The organism is Streptomyces venezuelae, assembly GCF_008642315.1.
In the GTDB taxonomy this organism is placed as follows: domain Bacteria; phylum Actinomycetota; class Actinomycetes; order Streptomycetales; family Streptomycetaceae; genus Streptomyces; species Streptomyces venezuelae_D.
This window is the reverse complement of sequence record NZ_CP029192.1, coordinates 2,105,366-2,129,588: the sequence shown is the minus strand read 5'-3', so window position 1 is coordinate 2,129,588 and position 24,223 is coordinate 2,105,366. Positions and strand designations below refer to the sequence as shown.

At 72.1% G+C, this 24,223-nt stretch carries 20 protein-coding genes; 10 read left to right on the top strand and 10 right to left on the bottom strand.

Going from position 1 to position 24,223, the window contains the following annotated elements:
• Nucleotides 1-4: 4 nt before the first annotated feature.
• The 4 genes from DEJ48_RS08925 to DEJ48_RS08910 all read right to left on the bottom strand — a co-directional run bounded on the left by DEJ48_RS08925 (nucleotide 5) and on the right by DEJ48_RS08910 (nucleotide 4,422).
• The gene (locus DEJ48_RS08925; protein WP_150221075.1) at nucleotides 5-2,071 is read right to left on the bottom strand and encodes an ATP-binding protein; all 2,067 of its coding nucleotides are present in this window, start codon (nucleotides 2,069-2,071) and stop codon (nucleotides 5-7) included.
• Nucleotides 2,072-2,085: 14 nt separating this feature from the next.
• Nucleotides 2,086-2,730, bottom strand: a complete 645-nt coding sequence (locus DEJ48_RS08920) for a DUF4255 domain-containing protein (RefSeq protein ID WP_150215646.1) — start codon at nucleotides 2,728-2,730, stop codon at nucleotides 2,086-2,088.
• Nucleotides 2,731-2,791: 61 nt separating this feature from the next.
• The gene (locus DEJ48_RS08915) at nucleotides 2,792-3,478 is read right to left on the bottom strand and encodes a response regulator transcription factor (protein WP_150215645.1); all 687 of its coding nucleotides are present in this window, start codon (nucleotides 3,476-3,478) and stop codon (nucleotides 2,792-2,794) included.
• A 236-nt stretch (nucleotides 3,479-3,714) separates the two neighbouring features.
• Entirely contained in the window at nucleotides 3,715-4,422 is a 708-nt protein-coding gene (locus DEJ48_RS08910) for a GAF and ANTAR domain-containing protein (protein WP_150215644.1), read from the bottom strand.
• A 263-nt stretch (nucleotides 4,423-4,685) separates the two neighbouring features.
• Here DEJ48_RS08910 and DEJ48_RS08905 point away from each other — a divergent pair, with 263 nt between their 5' ends.
• The 5 genes from DEJ48_RS08905 to DEJ48_RS08885 all read left to right on the top strand — a co-directional run bounded on the left by DEJ48_RS08905 (nucleotide 4,686) and on the right by DEJ48_RS08885 (nucleotide 12,808).
• On the top strand, nucleotides 4,686-6,212 hold the full coding sequence (locus DEJ48_RS08905) for a 3' terminal RNA ribose 2'-O-methyltransferase Hen1 (RefSeq protein WP_150215643.1): 1,527 nt from the start codon (nucleotides 4,686-4,688) through the stop codon (nucleotides 6,210-6,212).
• Entirely contained in the window at nucleotides 6,209-8,788 is a 2,580-nt protein-coding gene (locus tag DEJ48_RS08900; protein WP_150215642.1) for a polynucleotide kinase-phosphatase, read from the top strand. The genes DEJ48_RS08905 and DEJ48_RS08900 overlap by 4 nt, the downstream gene beginning before the upstream one ends.
• Nucleotides 8,789-8,921: 133 nt before the next feature.
• Nucleotides 8,922-10,154 (top strand): arginine deiminase, encoded by a 1,233-nt coding sequence (locus tag DEJ48_RS08895; RefSeq protein WP_150173291.1) that lies wholly within the window; start codon nucleotides 8,922-8,924, stop codon nucleotides 10,152-10,154.
• A 134-nt stretch (nucleotides 10,155-10,288) separates the two neighbouring features.
• A complete protein-coding gene (gene argF, locus DEJ48_RS08890; protein ID WP_150215641.1) occupies nucleotides 10,289-11,287 on the top strand; it encodes an ornithine carbamoyltransferase in 999 nt (332 codons plus the stop codon).
• A 75-nt stretch (nucleotides 11,288-11,362) separates the two neighbouring features.
• On the top strand, nucleotides 11,363-12,808 hold the full coding sequence (locus DEJ48_RS08885; protein WP_150215640.1) for an amino acid permease: 1,446 nt from the start codon (nucleotides 11,363-11,365) through the stop codon (nucleotides 12,806-12,808).
• On the opposite strand, the gene DEJ48_RS08880 is transcribed toward DEJ48_RS08885, so the two are convergent.
• Nucleotides 12,783-13,229, bottom strand: a complete 447-nt coding sequence (locus tag DEJ48_RS08880) for an ATP-binding protein (RefSeq protein WP_150221074.1) — start codon at nucleotides 13,227-13,229, stop codon at nucleotides 12,783-12,785. The genes DEJ48_RS08885 and DEJ48_RS08880 overlap by 26 nt on opposite strands.
• A 284-nt stretch (nucleotides 13,230-13,513) precedes the next feature.
• Here DEJ48_RS08880 and DEJ48_RS08875 point away from each other — a divergent pair, with 284 nt between their 5' ends.
• A complete protein-coding gene (locus DEJ48_RS08875; protein WP_150215639.1) occupies nucleotides 13,514-14,341 on the top strand; it encodes an enoyl-CoA hydratase family protein in 828 nt (275 codons plus the stop codon).
• Nucleotides 14,342-14,343: 2 nt separating this feature from the next.
• Nucleotides 14,344-16,632 (top strand): bifunctional salicylyl-CoA 5-hydroxylase/oxidoreductase, encoded by a 2,289-nt coding sequence (locus tag DEJ48_RS08870; protein ID WP_150215638.1) that lies wholly within the window; start codon nucleotides 14,344-14,346, stop codon nucleotides 16,630-16,632.
• A 21-nt stretch (nucleotides 16,633-16,653) separates the two neighbouring features.
• On the opposite strand, the gene DEJ48_RS08865 is transcribed toward DEJ48_RS08870, so the two are convergent.
• Genes DEJ48_RS08865 through DEJ48_RS08855 form a run of 3 tightly spaced genes read right to left on the bottom strand, consistent with a single transcriptional unit; the run spans nucleotide 16,654 to nucleotide 19,696 of the window.
• Nucleotides 16,654-17,214, bottom strand: a complete 561-nt coding sequence (locus DEJ48_RS08865) for a HutD family protein (protein ID WP_150215637.1) — start codon at nucleotides 17,212-17,214, stop codon at nucleotides 16,654-16,656.
• Nucleotides 17,215-17,223: 9 nt separating this feature from the next.
• Nucleotides 17,224-18,036 (bottom strand): PaaX family transcriptional regulator C-terminal domain-containing protein, encoded by an 813-nt coding sequence (locus DEJ48_RS08860; RefSeq protein ID WP_150215636.1) that lies wholly within the window; start codon nucleotides 18,034-18,036, stop codon nucleotides 17,224-17,226.
• A 4-nt stretch (nucleotides 18,037-18,040) separates the two neighbouring features.
• The gene (locus DEJ48_RS08855) at nucleotides 18,041-19,696 is read right to left on the bottom strand and encodes an AMP-binding protein (protein ID WP_150215635.1); all 1,656 of its coding nucleotides are present in this window, start codon (nucleotides 19,694-19,696) and stop codon (nucleotides 18,041-18,043) included.
• 109 nt (nucleotides 19,697-19,805) lie between these two features.
• Here DEJ48_RS08855 and DEJ48_RS08850 point away from each other — a divergent pair, with 109 nt between their 5' ends.
• Entirely contained in the window at nucleotides 19,806-21,032 is a 1,227-nt protein-coding gene (locus DEJ48_RS08850; RefSeq protein ID WP_150215634.1) for an acyl-CoA dehydrogenase family protein, read from the top strand.
• Nucleotides 21,029-21,439 (top strand): RidA family protein, encoded by a 411-nt coding sequence (locus DEJ48_RS08845; RefSeq protein WP_150215633.1) that lies wholly within the window; start codon nucleotides 21,029-21,031, stop codon nucleotides 21,437-21,439. Before DEJ48_RS08850 ends, DEJ48_RS08845 begins: the two co-directional genes overlap by 4 nt.
• On the opposite strand, the gene DEJ48_RS08840 is transcribed toward DEJ48_RS08845, so the two are convergent.
• Nucleotides 21,352-21,651 carry a DUF5133 domain-containing protein gene (locus DEJ48_RS08840; RefSeq protein ID WP_150215632.1) on the bottom strand — a complete coding sequence of 100 codons (300 nt, stop codon included), beginning with the start codon at nucleotides 21,649-21,651 and terminating at the stop codon, nucleotides 21,352-21,354. The two genes, DEJ48_RS08845 and DEJ48_RS08840, sit on opposite strands and share 88 nt — an antisense overlap.
• Nucleotides 21,652-21,908: 257 nt before the next feature.
• Here DEJ48_RS08840 and DEJ48_RS08835 point away from each other — a divergent pair, with 257 nt between their 5' ends.
• Nucleotides 21,909-22,616 (top strand): hypothetical protein, encoded by a 708-nt coding sequence (locus DEJ48_RS08835; protein ID WP_223831965.1) that lies wholly within the window; start codon nucleotides 21,909-21,911, stop codon nucleotides 22,614-22,616.
• A gap of 63 nt (nucleotides 22,617-22,679) precedes the next feature.
• Here the strand turns inward: DEJ48_RS08835 and DEJ48_RS08830 are convergent, their stop codons facing one another.
• Nucleotides 22,680-24,209: a helix-turn-helix domain-containing protein gene (locus DEJ48_RS08830; protein ID WP_150173344.1), complete on the bottom strand. Its 1,530-nt coding sequence runs from the start codon at nucleotides 24,207-24,209 to the stop codon at nucleotides 22,680-22,682.
• Nucleotides 24,210-24,223 lie beyond the last annotated feature (14 nt).

Sequence of the window (24,223 nt, the reverse complement as noted above, 5' to 3'; positions counted from 1 at the left end):
GCGGTCAGCGTTGCCAGGGCAGTGACGTCCCCGGTTCGAGGCGGCCCATCTTGCGGTACTCGCGCCGGGCACCGGCCCGGACGTCCGCACCGGACACCGGGCCGCCGTGGCCCGCCGCCTGATACGCGGCGGTCACGGCGGCCGACCGGATCGCGCCGCCCGACAGCTCGAACTCCTTCGCGCAGGCGGCGAGTTCCTCGTCCAGGTCCTCGGCGCAGGGTGTGCCCGTCAGACACGTGCGCCACAGGGCGAGCCGCTGCTCGACGTCCGGGAACGGGAAGTCGACCACCAGGTCGAGGCGGCGCGTGAACGCGTCGTCGATATTGGCCCGCAGGTTCGTGGTCAGCACCGCGATCCCGTCGAACGCCTCCAGGCGCTGCAACAGGTACGCGCTCTCCAGGTTGGCGTACCGGTCGTGCGAGCTCTTGACCTCCGAGCGCTTGCCGAAGACCGCGTCGGCCTCGTCGAAGAGCAGCACCGAGTCGGTGCGGTCGGCCTCCACGAAGATCCGCTCCAGGTTCTTCTCCGTCTCGCCGATGTACTTGTCGACCACCGCCGACAGGTCCACCACATAGAGGTCGAGGCCCAGTTCCCCGGCCACGACCTCCGCCGACAGCGTCTTGCCGGTGCCGGAGTCCCCGGCGAACAGCGCGATGACGCCGCGCCCGCGCCCGCCGCCCGTGCGCAGCCGCCACTCGCCGAGCACCTTGTCGCGGTGGCGTGCGCGCAGCGTCAGCTCGTTGAGCATGGCCAGGGGCTCGTCGGGGAGCACGAGGTCCGCGAAGCCGACCTGGGGTCTGATCCGCCGGGCGTGCTTGTCGAGCAGCGGCGCGGACTGGAGCCGGGCGCTGCGCTGCAGGTGCGTCACGGTCGGCGCGGTCCCGTCGAACGCGGCCAGTTCGGCGGCGTCCCGTGCGGCGCGACGGATCTGCGTCCCGCTGAGCCGGTACGGCGCGACGGCCTCGCCGAGGTCGAAGTCCGGCTCGTACGCGGGGGAGTGCCTGGCGAGTTCGGTCTGCCACGTACGGGCCGCGTCGACGGCGTCCTGCGGTGCGTCGAGCACGAGCAGCCCGGCGTCGGGCGCCCACCCCGGGTCGTAGGGCTCACTGCCGAAGAACACCACCGGCACGTCGCCGGTCAGCAGGGAGCGCATCAGGGGCCCGGGTTCGGCGGGCAGCGGCCCCACGACGAGGGCTGCGCGCCGCAGCCGCGCCTCACGGACCAGCGCGACCGCCGCGGCGTCGCCCGCCGGACCCGACGCGCCCGACGGCCGGTACCGCAGCACCGGCAGCCCGGTCGCCCGCAGCGCGTCCGCCACGGGCCCCGCGGCGGTGCCCTCCCTGCGCTCGCGCAGATGCACGCGGAGCGGCCGCTCGGCGGCGAGGGCGGCGACGCGGGCGGCGAGCGGGTGCGCGGAGCAGGCGGCGTCCCCGGTGGTCCCGGTGCCCTCGGTCCGCTCGGCGTCCCCGGCCCGCTCGGTGTCCAGCAACTCCACGTCACAGTCGACCAGTTCAGGGTCGAGCGCGTCGTCGCCGAGAAGCTGCGCCACCACCCGCTCGGGCACGCGCAGTGCCCGCCCCGGCAGCGGCCTGTCCTCCTCCTCCACGACGATGAGCCCGCCGGCACGCAGCGGTGACCGGGGGTGGAAGCGGCGGCGGGCGAGCGGCTCGTGCGGCCCCGTGCCCGCGAGGTCGAGCGCCAGCGTGACGGTGGCGCGCCGGCGGCCGACGTCGTCGTTGAGGTAGCCGTACAGCGGCTCGAAGCGGCGGTCGACGTCGGGGGCGAGGGCGGCGAGCAGGATGTGCCGGTCGAGCACGCTGAGCCCGAACTCCCCGGCGAGCGAGTCGAGTGCGTCGGGGCCCTCGTCGGGAGCCCCGCCCTCCGCGTCCACGCCGCCCGCCATATCCCCCGCGGCCTGCGCCGACGGCAGCGGAGCCGTCGCGAGCCGGAGTGCCGTCTCGGGCGTCACGTACATCCCGCGGAGCGGATCCGCGGCCGTGGGGTCGTCGGCGGCGCGCAGCTCGACCAGCTCGGCGACGCGTTCGCGCAACGCCTCGAGCCGAGCGACCATGGCGTTCTGCGGGCTCACCGGTCCGCCTCCGCCCCGTTGTCGTCGCGCCGCTTGCGCATCATCCGGGGCCGGGAGTCGGCCGGTTCCCCGTCGAGGCCGCGGACACCGACGACCGCGCCCTCGGTGACCGGGGGTGCCACGTCGTAGGTGGGCGAGACCGGGAACGGCACGGTGATCACGACGTCCAGGGACGGCTTGAGCTCACCGCCGAGCGCCGACCAGATGTCGGCGATGGAGCGCGACTCGGGCGGCGGCACGGCGACGGACAGCGGCAGCGTGGCGCGCAGCGCGGCGAGCGCGTCCGGCAGGCGCTCCGGCGGCAGCAGTTCGTGCCCGAGGAGCGTGCCGAGGGCCGCGGAGAGCAGCCTGTGCTCGTCCTCGGGGCGGTTGGTCCAGGCGGTGAGCAGGTAGGAGAGCCGGAACCAGCGGGGCGGCTGCCGCCTGCGCAGGACGATGCCGTCCGGCCCCCGCTCCGCGTAGGCGCCGCGTTCGCGGCGGGCGACGTCCTCGCGGATGTCGTACAGATACGAGTTGAGCGTGGGCGCGTTGCGTCTCGCCGCCCAGTCGCGGGTCGGTGCTTCGAAGACGACCTCGCCGGTCCCCTCCGGAAGCGCCTCGCGCAGCAGTGCGCGCAGCGCCTCGTCGACTTCGTGGATCACGCCCGCGCTCCCCGTATGTAGAGGGAGAACCGGTCCGGTCGCCGCATCGGCTGTCGCCGCATTAGATGTACCCCTCCCGCAGCGCGTACGCGACGGCATGCGCGCGGTTCTGCAGCTGCAGGCGCGTCATCAGCGCGTGCAGAACGTTCTTGACGGTGCGTTCGGAGTAGGCGAGTTTCTCCGATATCTGCTTGGTGTCGAGCCCCTCCGCGATCAGCCGTACCACGTCCACCTCGCGGGGCGCCATGCCCAGCGTCGGCACGAGGGCGCCGGCGGCGGACGGCGTGCCGTCGAGCGCGGAGAGCCGGAGGCGGCCCAGCTGGGTCATGAGCCGGTTGATGAGGTCGGGCGGCAGCTCGCCCTCGCCGCGTGCCGCGCTGTGCACGGCCCGCAGCAGCTTCTGCGGGGTGGCCTGGTGGCGCCAGAGGATGGCCCGCACGCCGTACTCGACGACGGCGAGCAGTTCGGGCTCGCGCAGCTCGCTGGCGATGAGGACGACGCGCTGTTCCGTGGACCGGGCGAGGCGGCGCAGTTCGCTGCCCGCCGGGTCGTCGAGCCGGTCGACGAGCATGACGGCGACGCGTTCCTGCGGGGCGTCCTTCGTCGTACCGGGCGGTGCGGGGGTCGAGCCGTCTGTGGCCCTGTCCACCAGTTCCACGGTGGGCTGGTGCCGTAGGTGGCTGATGACCCCGGCTCTGCTGAGGGGGTCGGTGGCGTGCACGGCCACCGAGATACGTGTATCCGACACTGAAATTCCCTGTCTTCCCCCGAATAGCGACGGGCACAGGGTGGTCGGAAGCAATCAACAAACGATTGCCATCGAATCAACGAGGTCGTTTACGAGCACGTGAGTGAATGCTGCGCGGCTGGGGACCTGATGTACAGGGCCGGCACAGCGGCGTTCCCCCGGGGGACTGTGCCGGTCCAGGTTTCCCTGGTTCGGCCATGAGCCGGGGAAGCCGTGCCCGCTTCGAGGACAGGCTCTCAGGGCTCCGCGAACCCGCCGTGCGCGCAGACCCGCGCGGCGACGTCACGGAGCTTCACGTTGTTCTCCTGCGAGTAGCGGCGCAGCACGTCGAACGCCTCCTCCTCCGTGAGGCGGTGCCTGCCCATGAGGATGCCCATCGCCTCGCCGATGGTGTGCCGGGTGGAGACGGCCTGCTCCAGCTGGGCGTGGGTGCGGGCGCTCGAGAAGGCGACGGCGGCGTGCGAGGCGAGGAGCAGGCCGGCCGTCTCGTCGTTCTCGTTGAAGGCGCCGGGCCGGGCGGAGTACAGGTTCAGCGCGCCGAGCTCCTCGTCCTCGGTGAAGAGCAGGAAGCCCATCATGCTGCCGATGCCCAGCGCCCGCGCCTCGACGGCGTACGCGGGCCAGCGTGGCTGGTCGTGGGTGAAGTCGGAGATGCGGAAGACCCGCTCGCCGCCCCCGCTCCACGCGACGTCGAAGCACGGCCCCTCGCCTTCACGGGCCTGCAGCGCGTCACTGTCGACGACGAGCTGATGGGTGGGGGCGAGGGTCTCCACCTGCCCGCCGTGCAGGATCAGGATGCCGGCAGCGTCGCAGCCCTCCACGAGCTCGGTGGCCGACGAGGTGATCCGCTCCAGCGTGGCGTCGACCGACGTCTGCGCCAGCAGGTCCCGCGCCATCGCGGCCATCTGCTTACCGAACCGGGCCCAGTCCACGCTGTCCTCCATCCTCGCCGTCCTCCGTCCTCACGACGTCTGAGCACTCATCTCCTACCCAGCTTCCCGCGCGACCTTCGCGATCGCCCGCACGACGCCGCTCCATGCCTGGTCCGGGGCTGTACGGCGGCGAAAATCCCTGCGTGCGCCCGGTGTGTTCGCTGTACGTTGAAGGCGCGCGCCGGAAACGGGAAGCGCCCCGCGGAGGCCGTGCGCCGCGTCCGACAGTTGATCACGCAACCGCAGCTCAGACTGTGTTTTGAGGCCGACCTGAAGTGTTTCTGACGATCAGTACCTCCGGTACCCCTGAACGCCCCGCCACCGATCTCGGCTTCCTGCTGCACAAACACCCCGACAACCGGCATACACGCAGCGTGTCCTACGGCACCGCGCACGTCCTCTACCCCGAGGCGACTCCCGAGCGTTGCACCGCCGCGCTGCTCCTGGAGATCGACCCCGTCGCGCTCGTGCGGCGCGGCAAGGGGAAGGGCAAGGGCCGGGGCGGGGCTCCGGACGCGGCTCTCGCGCAGTACGTGAACGACCGGCCGTACGCCGCCTCGTCGTTGCTCGCCGTGGCGATCGGCGCGGTGTTCTCCAGCGCCATGCGGGGCGTGTGCGCCGCGCGCCCCGAGCGGGTCGCGCAGCCGTTGCCGCTCCGTGTCGAGGTGCCGGCCCTGCCCGCCCGTGGCGGTGCCGAGCTGGTGCGGGCGCTGTTCGAGCCGCTCGGGTGGGCCGTGGCGGTGACGCCGGTGCCGTTGGACGTGCGGTTCCCGGAATGGGGGGACTCGCAGTACGTACAGCTCGTACTCGAAGCGCCCGACGGGACGCTGACGCTGGGCGAGGCGCTGCGGCACCTGTACGTGCTGCTGCCCGTCCTCGACGACGCCAAGCACTACTGGGTCTCGCCGGACGAGGTCGACAAGCTGCTGCGGGCCGGTGAGGGGTGGCTGGCCGGTCACCCGGAGCAGGAGGTCATCACCAGCCGTTACCTGTCGCGGCGCCGGTCCCTGACCCAGGAGGCCAGGGAGCGGCTCGAACTGGTGCGGCTCGCCGACGCGGACGACACGGACGTCGACGAGATCGACAACGCCGTCGACGAAGGCACCGACACCGAGGAGAAGCCGGTGCCGCTCGCCGTGCGGCGCCGGGAGGCGATCCTCGCCGAGCTCGTCGGGGCCGGTGCCGGACGGGTGCTCGATCTCGGGTGCGGGCAGGGACAGCTGGTGCAGGCCCTGTTCAAGGACGTCCGGTTCACCGAGATCGTCGGGGTCGACGTGTCGATGCGCGCGCTGACCGTCGCCTCGCGGCGGCTGAGGCTCGACCGCCTCGGCGAGCGCCAGGCCGGCCGTGTCCGGCTCGTGCAGGGCTCGCTGGCGTACACCGACAAGCGGCTCAAGGGGTACGACGCGGCCGTGCTCAGCGAGGTGATCGAGCACCTCGACGAGGCGCGGCTGCCCGCGCTGGAGTACGCCGTGTTCGGCTCCGCGCGTCCCCGTACCGTCCTCGTGACGACGCCGAACGTCGAGTACAACGTCCGCTGGGAGTCGCTCCCCGCCGGGCACGTGCGCCACGGCGACCACCGCTTCGAGTGGACGCGTGACGAGTTCCGCGCCTGGGCCCACAGCGTCGCCGAACGGCACGGCTACGACGTCCGGTTCGCCCCCGTCGGCGACGACGACCCCGAGGTCGGCCCGCCCACGCAGATGGCCGTGTTCACCCAGGCCGTCACGGCGGCCAAGGCACCCGAGACAGTCAAGGCACCCGAGACGGTCAAGTCAGCCCAGAAGGACCAGGTCGCATGACGAACGACACCCGCACCGGCGGCGCCGCACGCGCCCTCGCCGTCACCGACCTCTCCCTCGTCGTCCTGATCGGCGCCTCCGGCTCCGGCAAGTCGAGCTTCGCGCGCGAGCACTTCAAGGCGACCGAGGTCATATCCAGCGACTTCTGCCGCGGGCTGGTCGCCGACGACGAGAACGACCAGAGCGCGAGCCGCGACGCCTTCGACGTCCTGCACTACATCGCGGGCAAGCGCCTGGCCGCGGGCCGCCGCACCGTCGTCGACGCGACCAACGTGCAGAGCGAAAGCCGCAAGCAGCTGATCGAGCTGGCCAGGCAGTACGACGTGCTGCCCATCGCCATCGTGCTCGACGTGCCCGAGGACGTCTGCGCGGCGCGCAACGCCGCCCGCGCCGACCGGGCGGACCTGCCGCGCCGCGTCATCCAGCGCCACCAGCGCGAACTGCGGCGCTCGCTGCGCCACCTGGACCGCGAGGGCTTCCGCAAGGTGCACGTCCTGCGCGGGGCCGAGGAGATCGACACCGCCACCGTCGTCACCGAGAAGCGGTACAACGACCTCACCCACCTCACGGGCCCCTTCGACATCGTCGGCGACATCCACGGCTGCGCCGCCGAGCTGGAGACCCTGCTCGGCAAGCTCGGATACGTGGACGGCGCGCACCCCGAGGGCCGTACCGCCGTGTTCGTCGGCGACCTCGTCGACCGCGGCCCGGACACCCCGGGCGTGCTGCGGCGCGTCATGTCGATGGTCGCCGCGGGCACCGCCCTCTGCGTGCCCGGCAACCACGAGAACAAGCTCGGCCGCCACCTCAAGGGCCGCGGCGTCCGGCACACCCACGGCCTCGCCGAGACCGTCGAGCAGCTGTCGGCCGAGAGCGAGGAGTTCCGCACGCGGGTGCGGGAGTTCATCGACGGCCTCGTCTCGCACTACGTCCTGGACAGCGGCCGGCTCGTCGTCTGCCACGCCGGACTGCCGGAGAAGTACCACGGCCGCACCTCGGGCCGGGTCCGCTCCCACGCCCTGTACGGCGACACGACCGGCGAGACCGACGAGTTCGGCCTTCCGGTGCGCTACCCGTGGGCCGAGGAGTACCGGGGCAGGGCCGCGGTCGTCTACGGCCACACCCCCGTGCCCACCGCGACCTGGCTCAACAACACCATCTGCCTGGACACCGGCGCCGTCTTCGGCGGCCGGCTGACCGCGCTGCGCTGGCCGGAGCGCGAACTCGTCGACGTACCGGCGGAGCGCGTCTGGTACGAGCCCGCCAAGCCGCTGCGCACCGAGGCACCCGGCGGCCACGACGGGCGGCCGCTCGACCTGAACGACGTGCACGGCCGCCGCGTGGTCGAGACGCGGCACGTGGGCCGTGTCGCCGTGCGCGAGGAGAACGCCGCCGCGGCCCTGGAGGTCATGAGCCGCTTCGCCGTCGACCCGCGCCTGCTCCCGTACCTGCCGCCGACGATGGCGCCGACGGCCACCTCCCGCCGCGAGGGCTACCTGGAACACCCGGAGGAGGCCTTCGCCGCGTACGCGCACGACGGCGTCGCCCGCGTCGTGTGTGAGGAGAAGCACATGGGGTCGCGCGCGGTGGTCCTCGTCTGCCGCGACGCGGACGCGGCCCGCGAGCGGTTCGGAGTGGGGGACGGCCCCCGCGGGGCGGCGCCCACCGGCTCCCTCTGCACCCGCACCGGCCGCCCCTTCTTCGCCGACCCCGCCGTCACCGAGGAGATCCTCGGCCGCGTGCGCGACGCCGTCACCGAGGCCGGCCTGTGGGAGGAGCTGGCGACGGACTGGCTGCTGCTCGACGCGGAGCTGATGCCGTGGTCGCTGAAGGCGTCGGGGCTGCTCCGCACGCAGTACGCCGCCGTGGGCGCCGCCGCAGGAGCCGTCTTCCCCGGCGCGGTCGCCGCCCTGGAAGCGGCGGCGGCACGCGGCGTCGACGCGGGCGAACTCCTGATCCGGCAGCGGGAACGCGCCGCGGACGCCGCCGCGTTCACCGACGCCTACCGACGCTACTGCTGGCCGACCGAGGGCCTGGAGGGCGTGCGCCTCGCGCCGTTCCAGATCCTCGCCGTCCAGGGGCGCAGCCTCGCCGGGCTCCCGCACGACGAACAGCTGGCCCTGATCGACCGCATGGTGGAGCACGACAGCAGCCAGGGCTCCGACCTGCTGCAGACCACCCGCCGCCTGTACGTCGACACGGGCGACCCGGAGTCGGTGCGGGCGGGCGTCGACTGGTGGCTGGAGATGACCAGCCGGGGCGGCGAGGGCATGGTCGTCAAGCCGGTCGAGGCGCTGGCCAGGAACGCGCAGGGCCGGCTCGTCCAGCCCGGCGTCAAGTGCCGCGGCCGCGAGTACCTGCGGATCGTCTACGGCCCGGAGTACACGCGCCCGGAGAACCTGGCGAAGCTGCGCGAACGCCACCTCGGCCACAAGCGGTCGCTGGCCGTCCGCGAGTACGCGCTCGGCCTGGAGGCGCTGGACCGGCTGGCGGACGGCGAGCCGCTGTGGCGGGTCCACGAGGCCGTGTTCGCCGTCCTCGCCCTGGAGTCGGAGCCGGTGGACCCCCGGCTCTAGAGCCTCCAGGCGGAGCTGAAATGCCGTCATTCCGTCGAGCACGAGCTGGTCGGGCAGGACGGCAGGGACAGCGGGCCCCGCTGCTTTGGCCAACGACGCGCGTGGGCCGTCCGGCCGGGGAAAGATGGACCCCATGGGATTCCATGTCGACTCCGAGGCCGGGCGGCTGCGCCGCGTCATACTGCACCGCCCCGATCTGGAGCTCAAGCGGCTGACTCCGAGCAACAAGGACGCCCTGCTCTTCGACGACGTCCTGTGGGTGCGCAGGGCCCGTCAGGAACACGACGGGTTCGCGGACGTGCTGCGCGACCGGGGGGTGGCGGTCCACCTCTTCGGCGACCTGCTGACCGAGACCCTGGACGTGCCCGCGGCCCGCCTCCTCGTCCTGGACCGCGTCTTCGACGAGAAGGAGTACGGGCCGCTCGCCACCGACCACTTGAGGGCCGCTTTCGAGACCCTGCCCTCGACCGAGCTCGCCGAGGCGCTGGTGGGCGGGATGACGAAGCGGGAGTTCCTGGAGCGGCACGCCGAGCCGACGTCCGTGCGCTTCCACTGCATGGACCTGGACGACTTCCTCCTCGGCCCGTTGCCCAACCACCTCTTCACCCGTGACACCTCCGCCTGGATCTACGACGGCGTCTCCATCAACGCGATGCGCTGGCCCGCGCGGCAGCGCGAGACCGTGCACTTCGAGGCGATCTACCGGCACCATCCGCTGTTCCGCGGCGAGGACTTCCACGTCTGGTCGCGCGGCCAGGCGGACTACCCCTCGACCATCGAGGGCGGCGACGTCCTGGTGATCGGCAAGGGGGCGGTGCTCATCGGCATGAGCGAGCGCACCACGCCGCAGGCCGTCGAGATGCTCGCGCACAAGCTGTTCGCGGCGGGCTCGGCGCAGACCATCGTGGCCCTCGACATGCCGAAGCGGCGCGCCTTCATGCACCTCGACACGGTGATGACGATGGTCGACGGCGACACCTTCACGCAGTACGCGGGGCTTGGCATGCTCCGCTCGTACACGATCGAGCCGGGCGTGGGGGAGCGGGAGCTGAAGGTCACCGACCATCCGCCGGAGCACATGCACCGCGCCATCGCCGCCGCGCTCGGCCTCGACGGCATCCGGGTCCTCACGGCCACGCAGGACGTGCACGCCGCCGAGCGCGAGCAGTGGGACGACGGCTGCAACGTCCTCGCGGTGGAGCCGGGCGTCGTCGTCGCGTACGAGAGGAACTCGACGACCAACACGCACCTGCGCAAGCAGGGCATCGAGGTGATCGAGATCCTGGGGAGCGAGCTGGGGCGCGGCCGGGGCGGGCCGCGGTGCATGAGCTGTCCGGTGCAGCGGGATCCGGTGCCGGGGCTGTAGGTCTCTGTAGGTTCCGCGGACGGCCGAGCCCTTGCTGCGCCGCTGCCGGGGTCCTGTATATAAATGTGGAGCGTCGTATATAGTTTCAACAGTCACCGTCTTTCGTACGCCCATCCGCATTCCTGGAGCGCCTCATGGCCACAGACCTCACCGGCCGCCACTTCCTCAAGGAGCTGGACTTCACCGCCGACGAGTTCCGCGGTCTGATCGAGCTGGCCGCCGAGCTGAAGGCGGCCAAGAAGGCCGGTGCCGAGACGCCCCGGCTGCGGGGCAGGAACATCGCGCTGATCTTCGAGAAGAACTCGACGCGGACGCGCTGCGCGTTCGAGGTGGCCGCCGCCGACCAAGGCGCCTCTACGGTGTACATCGATCCGGCGGGCTCACACATCGGCAAGAAGGAGTCCTCCAAGGACACCGCCCGGGTGCTCGGCAGGATGTTCGACGCCATCGAGTTCCGCGGCGACGCGCAGGACACGGTCGAGACGCTCGCCGCCCACGCGGGCGTGCCCGTCTACAACGGTCTGACCGACGCCTGGCACCCCACCCAGATGCTCGCGGACGTGCTCACGATGACCGAGCACAGCGCCAAGCCCCTCACCGGCATCGCCTTCGCCTACCTCGGCGACGCCCGCTTCAACATGGGCAACTCGTACCTGATCACCGGCGCCCTGCTCGGGATGGACGTGCGCATCGTCGCCCCCGAGGCGTACTGGCCGGCTCCGGAGGTCCGTGCGCGGGCCCAGGAGCTCGCCGCGGTCAGCGGGGCGCGCCTGACGCTCACCGAGGACGTCGCGGAGGGCGTCAGGGGCGCGGACTTCGTCGGCACCGACGTCTGGGTGTCGATGGGGGAGCCGCAGGAGGTGTGGGCGGAGCGCATAGCGGCCCTCGTGCCGTACGCGGTGACGATGGACGTCCTGCGCGCCACGGGCAATCCGGACGTAAAATTCCTGCACTGCCTGCCCGCCTTCCACGACCTCGGCACGAAGGTCGGACGCGAGGTCCACGAGACGTACGGTCTCGACTCCCTGGAGGTCACGGACGAGGTCTTCGAGTCGGCGCACTCCGTGGTCTTCGACGAGGCGGAGAACCGGATGCACACGATCAAGGCGGTCCTGGTGGCGACGCTCGCCTGAGACGCTCGCCCGAGCACCCGCTTCACGCACGACGCGCACCACGCACCACGCACCACCAGAATCGAGAACCACCCCATGAGCCCCACACGCACCAACGGGCTTCGCATCAAGTCCCCCGACCAGCTCGTCGCCGAATCCGGCGCGGACCTCGAGGGCCACGGCCTGCGGCGCACCATGGGGCTCTTCCAGCTCGTGTGCTTCGGCGTCGGCGCGATCGTCGGCACCGGCATCTTCGTCGGCCTCTCGGACTCCGTCGCCGAGGCGGGGCCCGCCGTCGCGGTCTCCTACGTCCTCGCGGCCGTGACCTGCATCTTCACCGCGTTCTCGTTCGCCGAGCTGGGCGGCGCGATCCCGGTGTCGGGCAGCTCGTACTCCTTCGCGTACGCCTCGCTGGGCGAGCGCACCGCGTTCCTCGTGGGCTGGTGCCTGCTCCTGGAGTACGGCGTGTCGGTCTCCGCGGTCGCGGTCGGCTGGAGCCAGTACCTGAACGAGCTGCTGCACAGCCTCACCGGCCGGCAGCTGCCCGCCGCGCTGTCCGCGGGGCCGGGCGAGGGCGGCGCGGTGAACCTGCCCGCCGTCGTCGTCATCCTGCTCGCCGCCGTGCTCCTGGTGCGCGGCATCCGCGAGAGCGCCGGTGCCACGGCCGCCATGGCGGTGCTGAAGATCGGCATCCTGCTGCTCTTCCTGGCGATCGCGTTCACCGCGTTCGAGGACGGCAACCTCACGCCCTTCGCGGGTGCGGGCGCCTCCGGCATCACCGCGGGCGCCTCGCTCGCCTTCTTCTCCTTCATCGGCTTCGACGCGGTCACGACGGCAGGCGAGGAGGTGAAGAACCCGCGGCGCAACATTCCGCTCGCCATCCTGATCTGCATCGGCGTCGTCACCCTGCTCTACGTCGCCGTGGCGCTCGCGGCCATCGGCGCGCTCGGCTCCGACGCCGTCGCCGACAAGCCCGCCGCGCTCTCGCTCATCGTCAACCAGGTCACCGACTCGACCCTCGGTGGCGGCATCATCGCCTTCGGCGCGGTCGTCGCCATCGCCTCCGTGGTGCTCGCCGTGATGTACGGGCAGACCCGCATCCTCATGTCGATGTCCCGCGACGGGCTCATGCCGCGCGTCTTCGAACGCGTCTCGCCGCGGACCAGGACCCCCGTCGCCAACACGTGGATCGTCGCGGCGGTCGTCGCCGTGCCCGCCGCGTTCTCCTCGCTCGACGTCGTCGTCAACCTGACCACCATCGGCACGCTGTCGATCATGGTCGTGGTGAACGTCGCGGTGATCGCGCTGCGCCGCTCGGCCCCGGATCTGCGCCGCACCTTCCGGGTGCCGTTCCATCCGGTGAGCCCGCTCCTCGGGGTCGGCTTCTGCCTCTACCTGATCTGGGGCACGGGCTGGACGACATGGCTCCAGTTCGCGGTGTTCGTGGCGGTGGGCGCGGTGGTCTACGCGCTGTACGGGCGCGGGCACTCGCGGCTGGGCCGGGGCGAGGTGCCGGTCAGCACTGGTGCGGGGGCCGCGTAGGAAGCGTGAACCAGACCGCCTTGCCGGACGCGGTGGGGCGGTGGCCGCAGGACGAGCTGAGGGTGCGGATCAGGAGCAGGCCGCGCCCGTGTTCCTGCCAGGGGTCCGGCTCGACGTGCGGGCCCGGGTCGGTGAGGTCGCCGGGCGGCAGCGGGTTGGTGTCGTGCACCTCGACCTGACAACCCGTCGGCAGCAGCTCGATCACCAGCTCTATGGGGTCCTTGCCGCCGGTGTGCTCCACGGCGTTGGCGACCAGCTCCGCGGTGAGGAGCTCGGCGGTGTCGGTGTCGGGGGACGACTCGATGTCGGTGAGGGCCGTGCGGACCAGGGCACGCGCGACCGGCACGGCTGCCGTCGTGTGCGGCAGGGCGATGCGCCAGGAGGCGGGGGAGGAAGGCTCGTGCAAGGCGGGTCCGTTCAGCGCAGCAGGTGGCGGTCCTGCTTTCAACCGTACGAATCTTAAGCGCTATGTCGACAGGGGCGACGGTCGGGGATTTCCGGGACGTCCGACCCTGTGGGGCCCCGGGGTGTTCCGGGGGACAAGACGCGCATTTCGGTACGGTCGTTCCCTCGCGAACCCCGTGTTCCCGCGAGGCCGACGTCCCGCCTATCGCGTACTCGTGACGACAGTCACGGAACGGTGATAACTTCATGAGGTAGCCCACGTCCGAGCACTCCAGCCTCAGGCCGAGGAGGCCGCACCTGATGAGTCCCTTCACCGGCTCCGCGACCCGCACTCCCGACTGGCGGCACCTGCGCCTCACCGTCGACGAGGGCGTCGCCACGGTCACCCTCGCCCGCCCCGACAGGCTCAACGCGCTCACCTTCGGTGCCTACGCCGACCTGCGCGACCTCCTCGCGGAGCTCTCCCGCGACAAGTCCGTGCGCGCCCTCGTGCTCGGCGGCGAGGGCCGCGGCTTCTGCTCGGGCGGCGACGTCGACGAGATCATCGGCGCCACGCTCGCCATGGACACCGCTCAGCTCCTCGACTTCAACCGCATGACGGGCCAGGTCGTCCGCGCCATCAGGGAGTGCCCCTTCCCGGTGATCGCCGCCGTGCACGGCGTGGCCGCGGGCGCCGGCGCGGTGCTCGCCCTCGCCTCGGACTTCCGCGTCGCCGACCCCTCAGCACGCTTCTCCTTCCTCTTCACCCGGGTCGGCCTCTCCGGCGGCGACATGGGCGCCGCCTACCTGCTGCCGCGCGTCGTCGGACTCGGCCACGCCACGCGGCTGCTCATGCTGGGCGAGCCGGTGCGCGCCCCCGAGGCCGAACGCATCGGCCTCATCAGCGAGCTGACGGACGAGGGCGGCGCCGCACAGGCCGCACAGACACTGGCCCGCCGCCTCGCCGACGGACCGGCCCTCGCGTACGCGCAGACGAAGGCGCTCCTCACCTCGGAGCTCGACATGCCGCTGGCCGCCGCCATCGAACTGGACGCGTCGACGCAGGCGCTCCTGATGAACGGCGAGGACTACGCCGAGTTCCACGCGGCGTTCACCGAGAAGCGCCCGCCGAAGTGGCAGGGGCGGTGACCATGACGACCCCGCACCGCATCGCCGTCATCGGCGGCGGCCCCGGCGGGCTCTACGCCGCCGTGCTGCTCAAGCGCCTCGACCCCGCCCGCGAGGTCACCGTCTGGGAGCGCAACGCGCCCGACGACACCTTCGGCTTCGGTGTCGTCCTCTCCGACGAGACGCTCGGCGGCATCGAGCACGCCGACCCCGCCGTCTACTCCGCGCTCCAGGCGGAGTTCGTACGCTGGGACGACATCGACATCGTGCACCGCGACCGGCGGCACACCTCCGGAGGCCACGGGTTCGCGGCCCTCGGCAGGCGCAGGCTCCTGGAGATCCTGCACGACCGCTGCCGGGACCTCGGCATCGACCTGCGCTTCCGTACGAAGGCGCCCCCCGCCGCCGCGCTCGCCACCGAATACGACCTGGTCGTCGCCGCCGACGGCATCCACAGCCTCACCCGCGAGGCACACGCCGACGTCTTCGGGCCGTCCCTGACCACCCACCGCTGCCGCTACATCTGGCTCGCCGCGGACTTCGCCTTCGACGCGTTCCGCTTCGAGATCGCCGAGACGGAACACGGCGTGATGCAGCTGCACGGATACCCGTACTCCTCGGCGGGGACGGGTGCCTCCACCGTCATCGTCGAGATGCGCGAAGAGGTCTGGGAGGCCGCGGGCTTCGCGGAGCTCGACGAGCACGAGTCCACGGAACGCTGCGCCAAGATCTTCGCGGAGGCGCTCGGCGGCCGCCCCCTGCGCGGCAACAACTCCTCCTGGATCAACTTCCGCACGGTCACCAACTCCCGCTGGTCCCACGGCAACACGGTCCTGCTCGGCGACGCCGCTCACACCGCCCACTTCTCCATCGGATCCGGCACGAAGCTCGCCGTCGAGGACGCCCTCGCGCTCGCCGCCTGCCTGGAGGAACAGCCCGACATCCCGGCCGCGCTCCGGGCGTACGAGGAGGAGCGCCGTCCCGTCGTCGCCTCCACGCAGCGTGCGGCCCGCGCCAGCCTGGAGTGGTTCGAGCGGCTCTCCGACTACCTGGACCAGCCGCCGCGCCAGTTCGCGTTCAACCTCCTCACCCGCAGCCGCCGCGTCACCCACGACAACCTCCGCCTGCGTGACGCGGACTTCACACGCGCCGTCGAGCGCGACTTCGGCTGCCCGGACGGCACGCCGCCGATGTTCACGCCGTTCCGGCTCCGCGACCTGCCCCTGCGCAACCGTGTCGTCGTCTCCCCGATGGACATGTACTCCGCCGTGGACGGCGTCCCCGGCGACTTCCACCTGGTCCACCTGGGCGCGCGGGCGCTCGGCGGCGCGGGCCTCGTCATGACCGAGATGGTGTGCGTCAGCGAGCGCGGCCGCATCACGCCGGGCTGCGCGGGGCTCTACACGGACGAGCAGGCCGAGGCGTGGCGGCGCGTCACGGACTTCGTGCACGCGCAGGCGCCGGGCGCGGCGATCGGCCTCCAGCTCGGCCATTCCGGCCGCAAGGGCTCCACGCGGCTGATGTGGGAGGGCATCGACGATCCGCTGCCCGACGGCAACTGGCCGCTCGACGCGGCGTCGCCGCTTCCGTACAAGCGGGGCAGCCAGGTCCCTCGCGAGCTCTCCCGTGCGGGCCTCGCGGAGATCCGCGAACAGTTCGTGGCGGCGGCGCTCCGTGCCGACCGCGCGGGATTCGACCTCCTCGAACTCCACGCGGCGCACGGGTACTTGCTGTCGGGTTTCCTCTCGCCGCTCACGAATCGCCGCACCGATGCGTACGGGGGCGACCTGGCGGGCCGGCTGCGCTATCCGCTGGAGGTCTTCGACGCGGTGCGGGCGGTGTGGCCCGCGGGCAAACCCATGACGGTCCGCATCTCCGCGACGGACTGGGCGGAGGGCGGCACGACCGCGGAGGACGCGGTGGAGATCGCGCGGGCGTTCGCGGGGCGTGGGGCCGATGCGATCGACGTCTCCACGGGGCAGGTGGTCGCGGACGAGCGGCCGGCGTTCGGGCGCTCGTACCAGACGCCGTACGCGGACCGGATCCGGAGTGTGACCGGCATCCCGGTGATCACGGTGGGCGCGGTCTCGTCGTGGGACGACGTCAACTCCCTGCTGCTGGCGGGGCGCGCGGATCTGTGCGCCCTGGCCCGCCCTCACCTGTACGACCCCCACTGGACGCTGCACGCCGCGGCCGAGCAGGGGTACGCCGGTGAGGCGGCACCGTGGCCCCTCCCGTACCGGGCGGGCAGCCGCCGCCCGCAGACGGGCCGCACGGACGCGCCCAAGCAGAGACTGCAACTGCCTGTGTGACGCCGGGTGCGGGTGGTGCGTCTAGGGGGTCGCGGTGATTCTGATCTCGGCCGCCTTGCCCTCGCCCCGCAGGCGCACCGTGCCCGGGGTGTCCCGGCGGACGCCGTCCAGGCGGGCGAGTGGGGTGGTCCTGCCGTCCGGGGTGAGCAGGGTGAGGCCCTCCGTGACGGGCATCAGCAGGAGGATCTCATCCGCCTCGCACCCCGGCTCCGCCCCACCCGACACGGTGACGTCGACGATGCGTACCCGTGCCGTCGCCCGGCCCCGGCGCGTCATCACGTTCAGGTTGCGCACCGGGCCGCTCGGCAGGTGGCAGTCCGTCGGTGCGTCGCCGGGGAAGGCGAACGGGGTCAGGGGTGCGACCCGCTGCCGGGTGCCGGAAAACGTCAGCAGCATGCCTTCGCCCTCGACCGGGGTGATCACGCGGTCGGTGTCGGGGAAGTGCGAGAAGGGGCCGTCTCCGGCCACGTCCGCCACGCTGACCCGCCAGTCCGCGCCCTTTGCGACCTCCCTCGTCGTACCGCCGCCGTTCTTCCACGGGACGGCGCGGTACGCGCTCCAGCGCAGGACTCCTTCGTTCATCGGCGCAGTCTATGCGGGGTGCACGAAGCGGGCGCCGGGCTCCCGCAGGCGTTCGTCCAGGGCCGCGAACACCGCCGCCGAGCGGACGCCCGGCCAGTTGTCGGGGAGCAGGGCGGCGGGGAGGCCCGGGTCGGCGTAGGGGAGTTGGCGCCAGGAGTCGAGGGCGAGGAGGTGGTCGCGGTAGGCCTCGGCGGGCGAGTCGCCGGGGGCGCCGCGGGACTCCCACGCGCGGAGCACCGGCTCGTGGCGGTCCAGGAACGCCTCGTGCTGTTTGGCCAGGGCGGCCAGGTCCCACCAGCGGGCCACCGCCTCCGGTGTCGGGGCGAAGCCCAGGTGTTCGCCTCGGAACAGGTCGACGTACGGCGCGAGTTGGAGGCGGGTCAGGGTGTGCCTGGTCTCCTCGTAGAGGTGGGCCGGGGCGATCCAGACGCCCGGCGCCGCCGTGCCGAAGCCCAGGCCCGCGAGGCGGGAGCGCAGCACGTGCCGCTTGGCGCGTTCCGCCTCGGGGACGGAGAAGACCGCGAGGACCCAGCCCGCCTCGTGGCCGGCCTCCGCGCCGTAGATGCGGCGGTCGCCGTCGTCCAGGAGCTGGCGGGCGTCGGGCGAGAGCGCGTACCCCGCCGAGCCGCCCTCCGTGCGTCCGGGCACGAGCAGGCCGCGCCGCTTCAGCCGGGACACCGACGACCGCACAGACGGCGCGTCGACGCCGACCGGGGCGAGGAGGCGCACCAGCTCGGCGACCGGCACGGGGCCGGGCGCGGCCCGCCCGTAGGCGCCGTAGAACGTGACGATCAGGGACCGTGGAGTGTGCTGCTCGGACACGTGATCACTCTACGGGCCCGGGACCGCCCGGTATCCGTCCGCGCAGCCGGAAGCGCTGGAGCTTGCCGGTCGCGGTGCGGGGCAGCGCGTCCAGGAAGACGATCTCCCTCGGGCACTTGTAGGGCACGAGTTCCCCTTTCACGAACTCCCGCAGCCGGTCCTCGTCGGGCTCCGCGCCCGCGCGCAGCACCACGTACGCCACGGCCACCTGCCCGCGCAGTTCGTCGGGGCGGCCCACCACCGCCGTCTCCGCCACGTCGGGGTGGCGCAGCAGGGCGTCCTCGACTTCGGGGCCCGCGATGTTGTACCCGGCGGAGATGATCATGTCGTCGGCGCGGGCGACGTAGCGGAAGTAGCCGTCGGTGTCCCTCACGTAGGTGTCGCCCGTGATGTTCCAGCCGTGCCGCACGTACTGGAGCTGCCGCTCGTCGGAGAGGTAGCGGCAGCCGACCGGGCCGCGCACCGCGAGCAGGCCGGGTTCGCCGTCGGGCAGCGGCGCCCCGGAATCGTCGACCACGCGCGCGTGCCACCCGGGGACGGGGAGTCCGGTCGTGCCGGGCCGTATCGCGTCGTCGGCGGCGGAGATGAAGATGTGCAGCAGTTCGGTCGCGCCGATGCCGTTGATGATGCGGTGCCCGGTGCGCTGCTGCCAGCTCTGCCAGGTGGCGGCGGGCAGGTTCTCGCCCGCGGACACGCAGCGCCGCAGCGAGGAGACGTCGTGCCCGTCGAGCTCGTCGAGCATCGTGCGGTACGCGGTCGGGGCGGTGAAGAGCACGCTGATCCCGTGCCGTGCGATCGCGGGCAACAGCTGCTTGGGGCCCGCCTGTTCGAGCAGTACGGACGAGGCGCCGAAGCGCAGCGGGAAGATGACGAGACCGCCGAGGCCGAAGGTGAAGCCCAGGGGAGGGCTGCCCGCGAACACGTCGTCCGGTGTCGGTTCGAGGATGTGCCGCGCGAACGTGTCGGCGATGGCGAGCACGTCGCGGTGGAAGTGCATGCAGCCCTTGGGGCGGCCCGTCGTGCCGGAGGTGAACGCGATCAGCGCGACGTCGTCGGCCGCGGTGTCCACCGCTTCGTAGCGGTCGGGTTGGCGGGCGGCGCGTGCGAGGAGGTCGTCGGGGCCCTCGCCGCCGTACGTGGTGACGTTCAGGCCCGGCACGCCGGCCTTGATCAGGTCGTCGACCGACCGGACGTCGCACAGCGCGTGCCGCACCTCGGCGATCTCGCACATGGTGGCGAGCTCCTGCGCGCGCTGCTGGGCGAGGACGGTCACGGCGACCGCGCCCGCCTTCATCACGGCGAGCCAGCAGGCCGCGAGCCACGGCGTGGTGGGCCCGCGCAGCAGGACGCGCTGCCCCGGCCGTACGTCGAGTTCGGCGGTGAGTGCGTGCGCGATCCGGTCGACGTGCTGCCGCAGCGCGCCGTACGTCCAGGTGTCGCCGGACGCGGCGTGGAAGGCGGGGCGTTCGGCGCCGAACCGTTCGGTGGTCCGGTCGAGGAGTTCCGTGCCGCAGTTGAGGCGGTCGGGGTAGTGCAGTTCGGGGCGGTCGTGGACCAGTGCGGGCCACTGTGCGCGCGGCGGGAGGTGGTCCCGGGCGAACGTGTCGACGTGGCCGGACGGTGTCGGCCCCGGGTTGGCTGGATTGCCGGTCGGTTCCATGGCGGCTCTGCCCCCTTGCCTGCCGGACGGGCGCTGTGGTGGGCTCGCTCCATGAGCGTATCGTGATGGTGACGACAGTCAACGGTGCGCGATAAAGGAAGGATCCGGGATGACGGCATTCTCGCTCAATCCTGAACAAACCGCCCGTTGTGCGGAGCTGCGGACGCTCGCCGCCGAGCGTCTGCGCCCCCTGGCGGAGAAGGGCGAGCCCGGCCACGTGAACCGGCCCATGGTCGCGGCGCTCGGCGAACTGGGCCTGCTGGGCTGCCTGTTCGAGGAGAGAGGGGTGGGCGAGGGGCGTCCCGGCGGCGCGTCCGGCGCCCTCGACCTCTGCCTGACCCGGGAGTCGCTCGCGTACTCCTGCACGGAGGCGGAGACCGCCTTCGCCCTGCAAGGGCTCGGCGCCCACCCCGTGCACGCCCACGGCTCGCCCGAGCAGCGGGAGCGGTGCCTGCCGCCCGTCCGCGCCGGGCACGCCGTCGCGGCCTTCGCGCTCTCCGAGCCGGGCGCGGGCTCGGACGCGGCGGCCCTGAGCCTCGCGGCGGAGCGGGACGGCTCCGGCGGCTGGCGCCTCACCGGCGAGAAGTGCTGGATCTCCAACGCGCCCGAGGCCGACTTCTACACCGTCTTCGCCCGCACGTCGTCGGGGGCGGGGTCCCGCGGCGTCACCGCGTTCCTGGTCCCCGCCGACCGCGCGGGCCTCACCGGCACCCCGCTCGACATGCTCTCCCCGCACCCCATCGGTGCCCTCGCCTTCGACGGCGTGCGGGTCGGGGAGGAGGACGTGCTCGGCGAGGTCGACCGCGGCTTCCGCGTCGCGATGACGACGCTGAACCGGTTCCGGCCGAGCGTCGGCGCGTTCGCCGTCGGCATGGCGCAGTCCGCGCTCGACGCGACCCTGGCCCACACGGCCGAACGGACCGCGTTCGGCGGCCCGTTGAAGGATCTGCAGGCGGTCGGCCACCAGGTCGCCGAGATGGCGACGCGCACGGAGGCGGCCCGCCTGATGGTGTACGCGGCAGCGGCGGCGTACGACAGTGAGGGGCCGCAGGGCCCCGGCATCGCCCGGCGCGCCGCGATGGCGAAGCTCATCGCCACGGAGACCGCGCAGTATGTGGTCGACGCGGCGGTCCAGTTGCACGGCGCCCGCGCGCTGCGCCGCGGCCACCTGCTCGAACACCTCTACCGCGAGGTGCGTGCACCCCGGATCTACGAGGGCGCGAGCGAGGTCCAGCGCACGATCATCGCCAAGGAGCTGTATGCCCAGGCGCACGCCCAGCCGCATGCACAGACACACGCCCAGCCGCACGCCCACGAGGAGGAGCCGCCCGCATGAGCGACAGCGACCACCTGCACCGCGTCAACCCCGCCGAACTCTCGCCGCCCACGGGCTTCTCGCACGCCGTCACCGCGACGGGCTCCCGTCTGGTCTTCCTCGCCGGACAGACCGCGCTGGACAGCGAGGGCAAGGTCACCGGGTCGACCCTGCCCGAGCAGTTCGAGCGGGCCCTCACCAACCTCCTGACCGCCCTGCGCCACGCGGGCGGCACCCCGGCCGATCTCGCGCGCGTCACGGTCTACGCCACGGACGTCGCCGACTACCGGGCCCGCGCCGGCGAACTGGGCCGGATCTGGAAGCGGTTGGCGGGCCGCGACTATCCGGCGATGGCGGTGGTGGGCGTCGTCAGGCTGTGGGACGAGGAGGCCTTGGTGGAGCTGGACGGAACCGCGGTGCTGGCCTGAGCGCGCACGTCCCGGACCTTTCTGGCACGTCGGCGGGCCGCGGCGAGTGCCTGCTCGAGGGAGCGGGTGCCGGTGATGACGCACAGGGTGTACGTGACGTCGTCGAGCTGTCGACGCAGCGCGGGGTCGACCGCCGCGCTGTCGGTCTTCGCGTGGAGGGATTCGTAACGTTCGACGAGGTCGGCGAGGACGGAGGGGTGTGCCTGCAACATGAACGTACTCCTGCACAGATGTCGGTGGGGGCACTGGTGGGGGGATCTGATGCCCCTGTTACCCCCGGTTTCCGGTGTCATGCACCGGTCCTTTTCCTGAAAGGCGGAATGCCTGCTACCGGGTGCAACGTGCGGATCACGGGGTACCCGGCGACGACCGCGGCCACCGGGGTCGTGCGAAACGGAACGTCCGAGAGTTCCGCAGGAGGGGTTACCACGTGCGTACGCGAAGGGTTTCGGGTGTTATCGGGGTCACGGTGCTCGCGGCTGCGCTGCTGTCGAGCTGTGGCGACAGCGACGACGGCGGCGGGTCCGACAAGCCGTTCGCCAAGGACAGCGCCGACCAGATCGCTTCCAAGGCGGTGGCGGCCACCAAGGGTGCCGACTCCATGCGCATCAAGGGCGACATGCGGCAGGACGGCAAGCCGGTGAGCCTCGACATCGCGGTCGACCAGGAGAAGAACTGCGAGGGGACGATCGGCACGGGCGGCGCGAAGGCCGAGGTGCGGCACACGAACGGCACCTTGTACATGCGGGGCAACGAGCAGTACTGGAAGGCCTCGCTGAAGAACAAGCCCGGCTCGGAGAAGGTCATCTCCAAGGTCGCCGACAAGTGGGTCAAGATGCCCGCCGACGACGCCTCGACCGCCGGCATGTGCGACAAGCAGGGCCTGGTCGCGTCGATGGACGAGAACAAGTCCGAGCGCAAGGGCATGAAGAAGGGCGAGACGACGTCCGTCGACGGCAAGGACGCCATCGCCCTGACGAAGAAGGGCTCCGGCGGCGAGACGAACACGATGTACGTCGCCACGGAGGGCAAGCCGTACATCCTCCGCGTCTCCACGAAGGGCGGCGACGCCCCCAACGACGCGACGTTCGGCGACTACGACAAGCCGGTGAAGCCGGAGACCCCGGCCAAGGGCGAGACCGTCGACCTGAAGGAACTCGCGGCGTCCGGGCAGTGACCGCGTAAGCGGCGATGAAGCACAGGGGCCCGCACCGTGGTGCGGGCCCCGGGCGAACCGGACTCAGATGTCCCGGAACGTCTCGATCTGCGCGCCCACCGAGTTCAGGCGCTCCGCCAGGTCCTCGTAACCGCGGTTGATGACGTAGACGTTGCGCAGCACGGACGTGCCCTCGGCCGCCATCATCGCGAGGAGCACGACGACGGCGGGGCGCAGGGCCGGCGGGCACATCATCTCCGCCGCGCGCCAGCGGGTCGGGCCCTCGACCAGGACACGGTGCGGGTCCAGGAGTTGCAGACGGCCGCCGAGGCGGTTGAGGTCGGTGAGGTAGATCGCGCGGTTGTCGTAGACCCAGTCGTGGATCAGCGTCTTGCCCTGCGCTGCCGCCGCGATGGCCGCGAAGAAGGGGACGTTGTCGATGTTCAGGCCGGGGAACGGCATCGGGTGGATCTTGTCGATCGGCGCCTCCAGCTTGGAGGGCCGGACCGTGAGGTCGATCAGGCGCGTGCGGCCGTTGTCGGCCGGGTACTCCGCGCTGCGGTCGTGGTCGAGGCCCATCTCCTCGAGGACCGCGAGCTCGATCTCCAGGAACTCGATCGGCACCCGGCGCACCGTCAGCTCCGACTCCGTGACGACCGCGGCGGCCAGCAGGCTCATCGCCTCGACCGGGTCCTCGGAGGGGGAGTAGTCGACGTCGACGTCGATGGTGGGGACGCCGTGCACGGTCAGGGTGGTCGTGCCGATGCCCTCCACCTTGACGCCGAGCGCCTCCAGGAAGAAGCACAGGTCCTGGACCATGTAGTTCGAGGAGGCGTTGCGGATGACGGTCGTGCCGGCGCCGCGGGCCGCGGCGAGCAGCGCGTTCTCGGTGACCGTGTCCCCGCGCTCGGTGAGGACGATGGGACGGTCGGGGGAGACGTCGCGGGCGACCGTCGCGTGGTACAGCCCCTCGGTCGCCGCGATGTCCAGGCCGAACCTGCGCAGCGCGATCATGTGTGGCTCGATCGTGCGGGTGCCCAGGTCGCAGCCGCCCGCGTAGGGCAGCTTGAAGTGGTCCATGCGGTGAAGCAGCGGGCCGAGGAACATGATGATCGAGCGGGTGCGGCGGGCCGCTTCCGCGTCGATGGCGTCCATGTCCAGCTTGGCGGGCGGCACGATCTCCAGGTCGACGCCGTCGTTGATCCAACGGGTGCGCACCCCGATGGAGTTGAGGACCTCCAGGAGGCGGTAGACCTCCTCGATGCGGGCCACACGGCGCAGCACCGTGCGACCCTTGTTCAGGAGGGACGCACAGAGCAGCGCCACGCACGCGTTCTTGCTCGTCTTGACGTCGATGGCGCCGGAGAGCCGACGGCCGCCGACAACTCGCAGATGCATGGGGCCCGCGTACCCGAGCGAGACGATTTCACTGTCGAGAGCCTCGCCGATCCGGGCGATCATCTCAAGGCTGATGTTCTGGTTGCCGCGCTCGATGCGGTTCACGGCGCTCTGGCTGGTGGAGAGCGCCTCGGCGAGCTGCGTCTGCGTCCAGCCCCGGTGCTGCCGGGCGTCGCGGATGAGCTTGCCGATGCGTACGAGGTAGTCGTCTGCCATGTGTCGTACGTTAT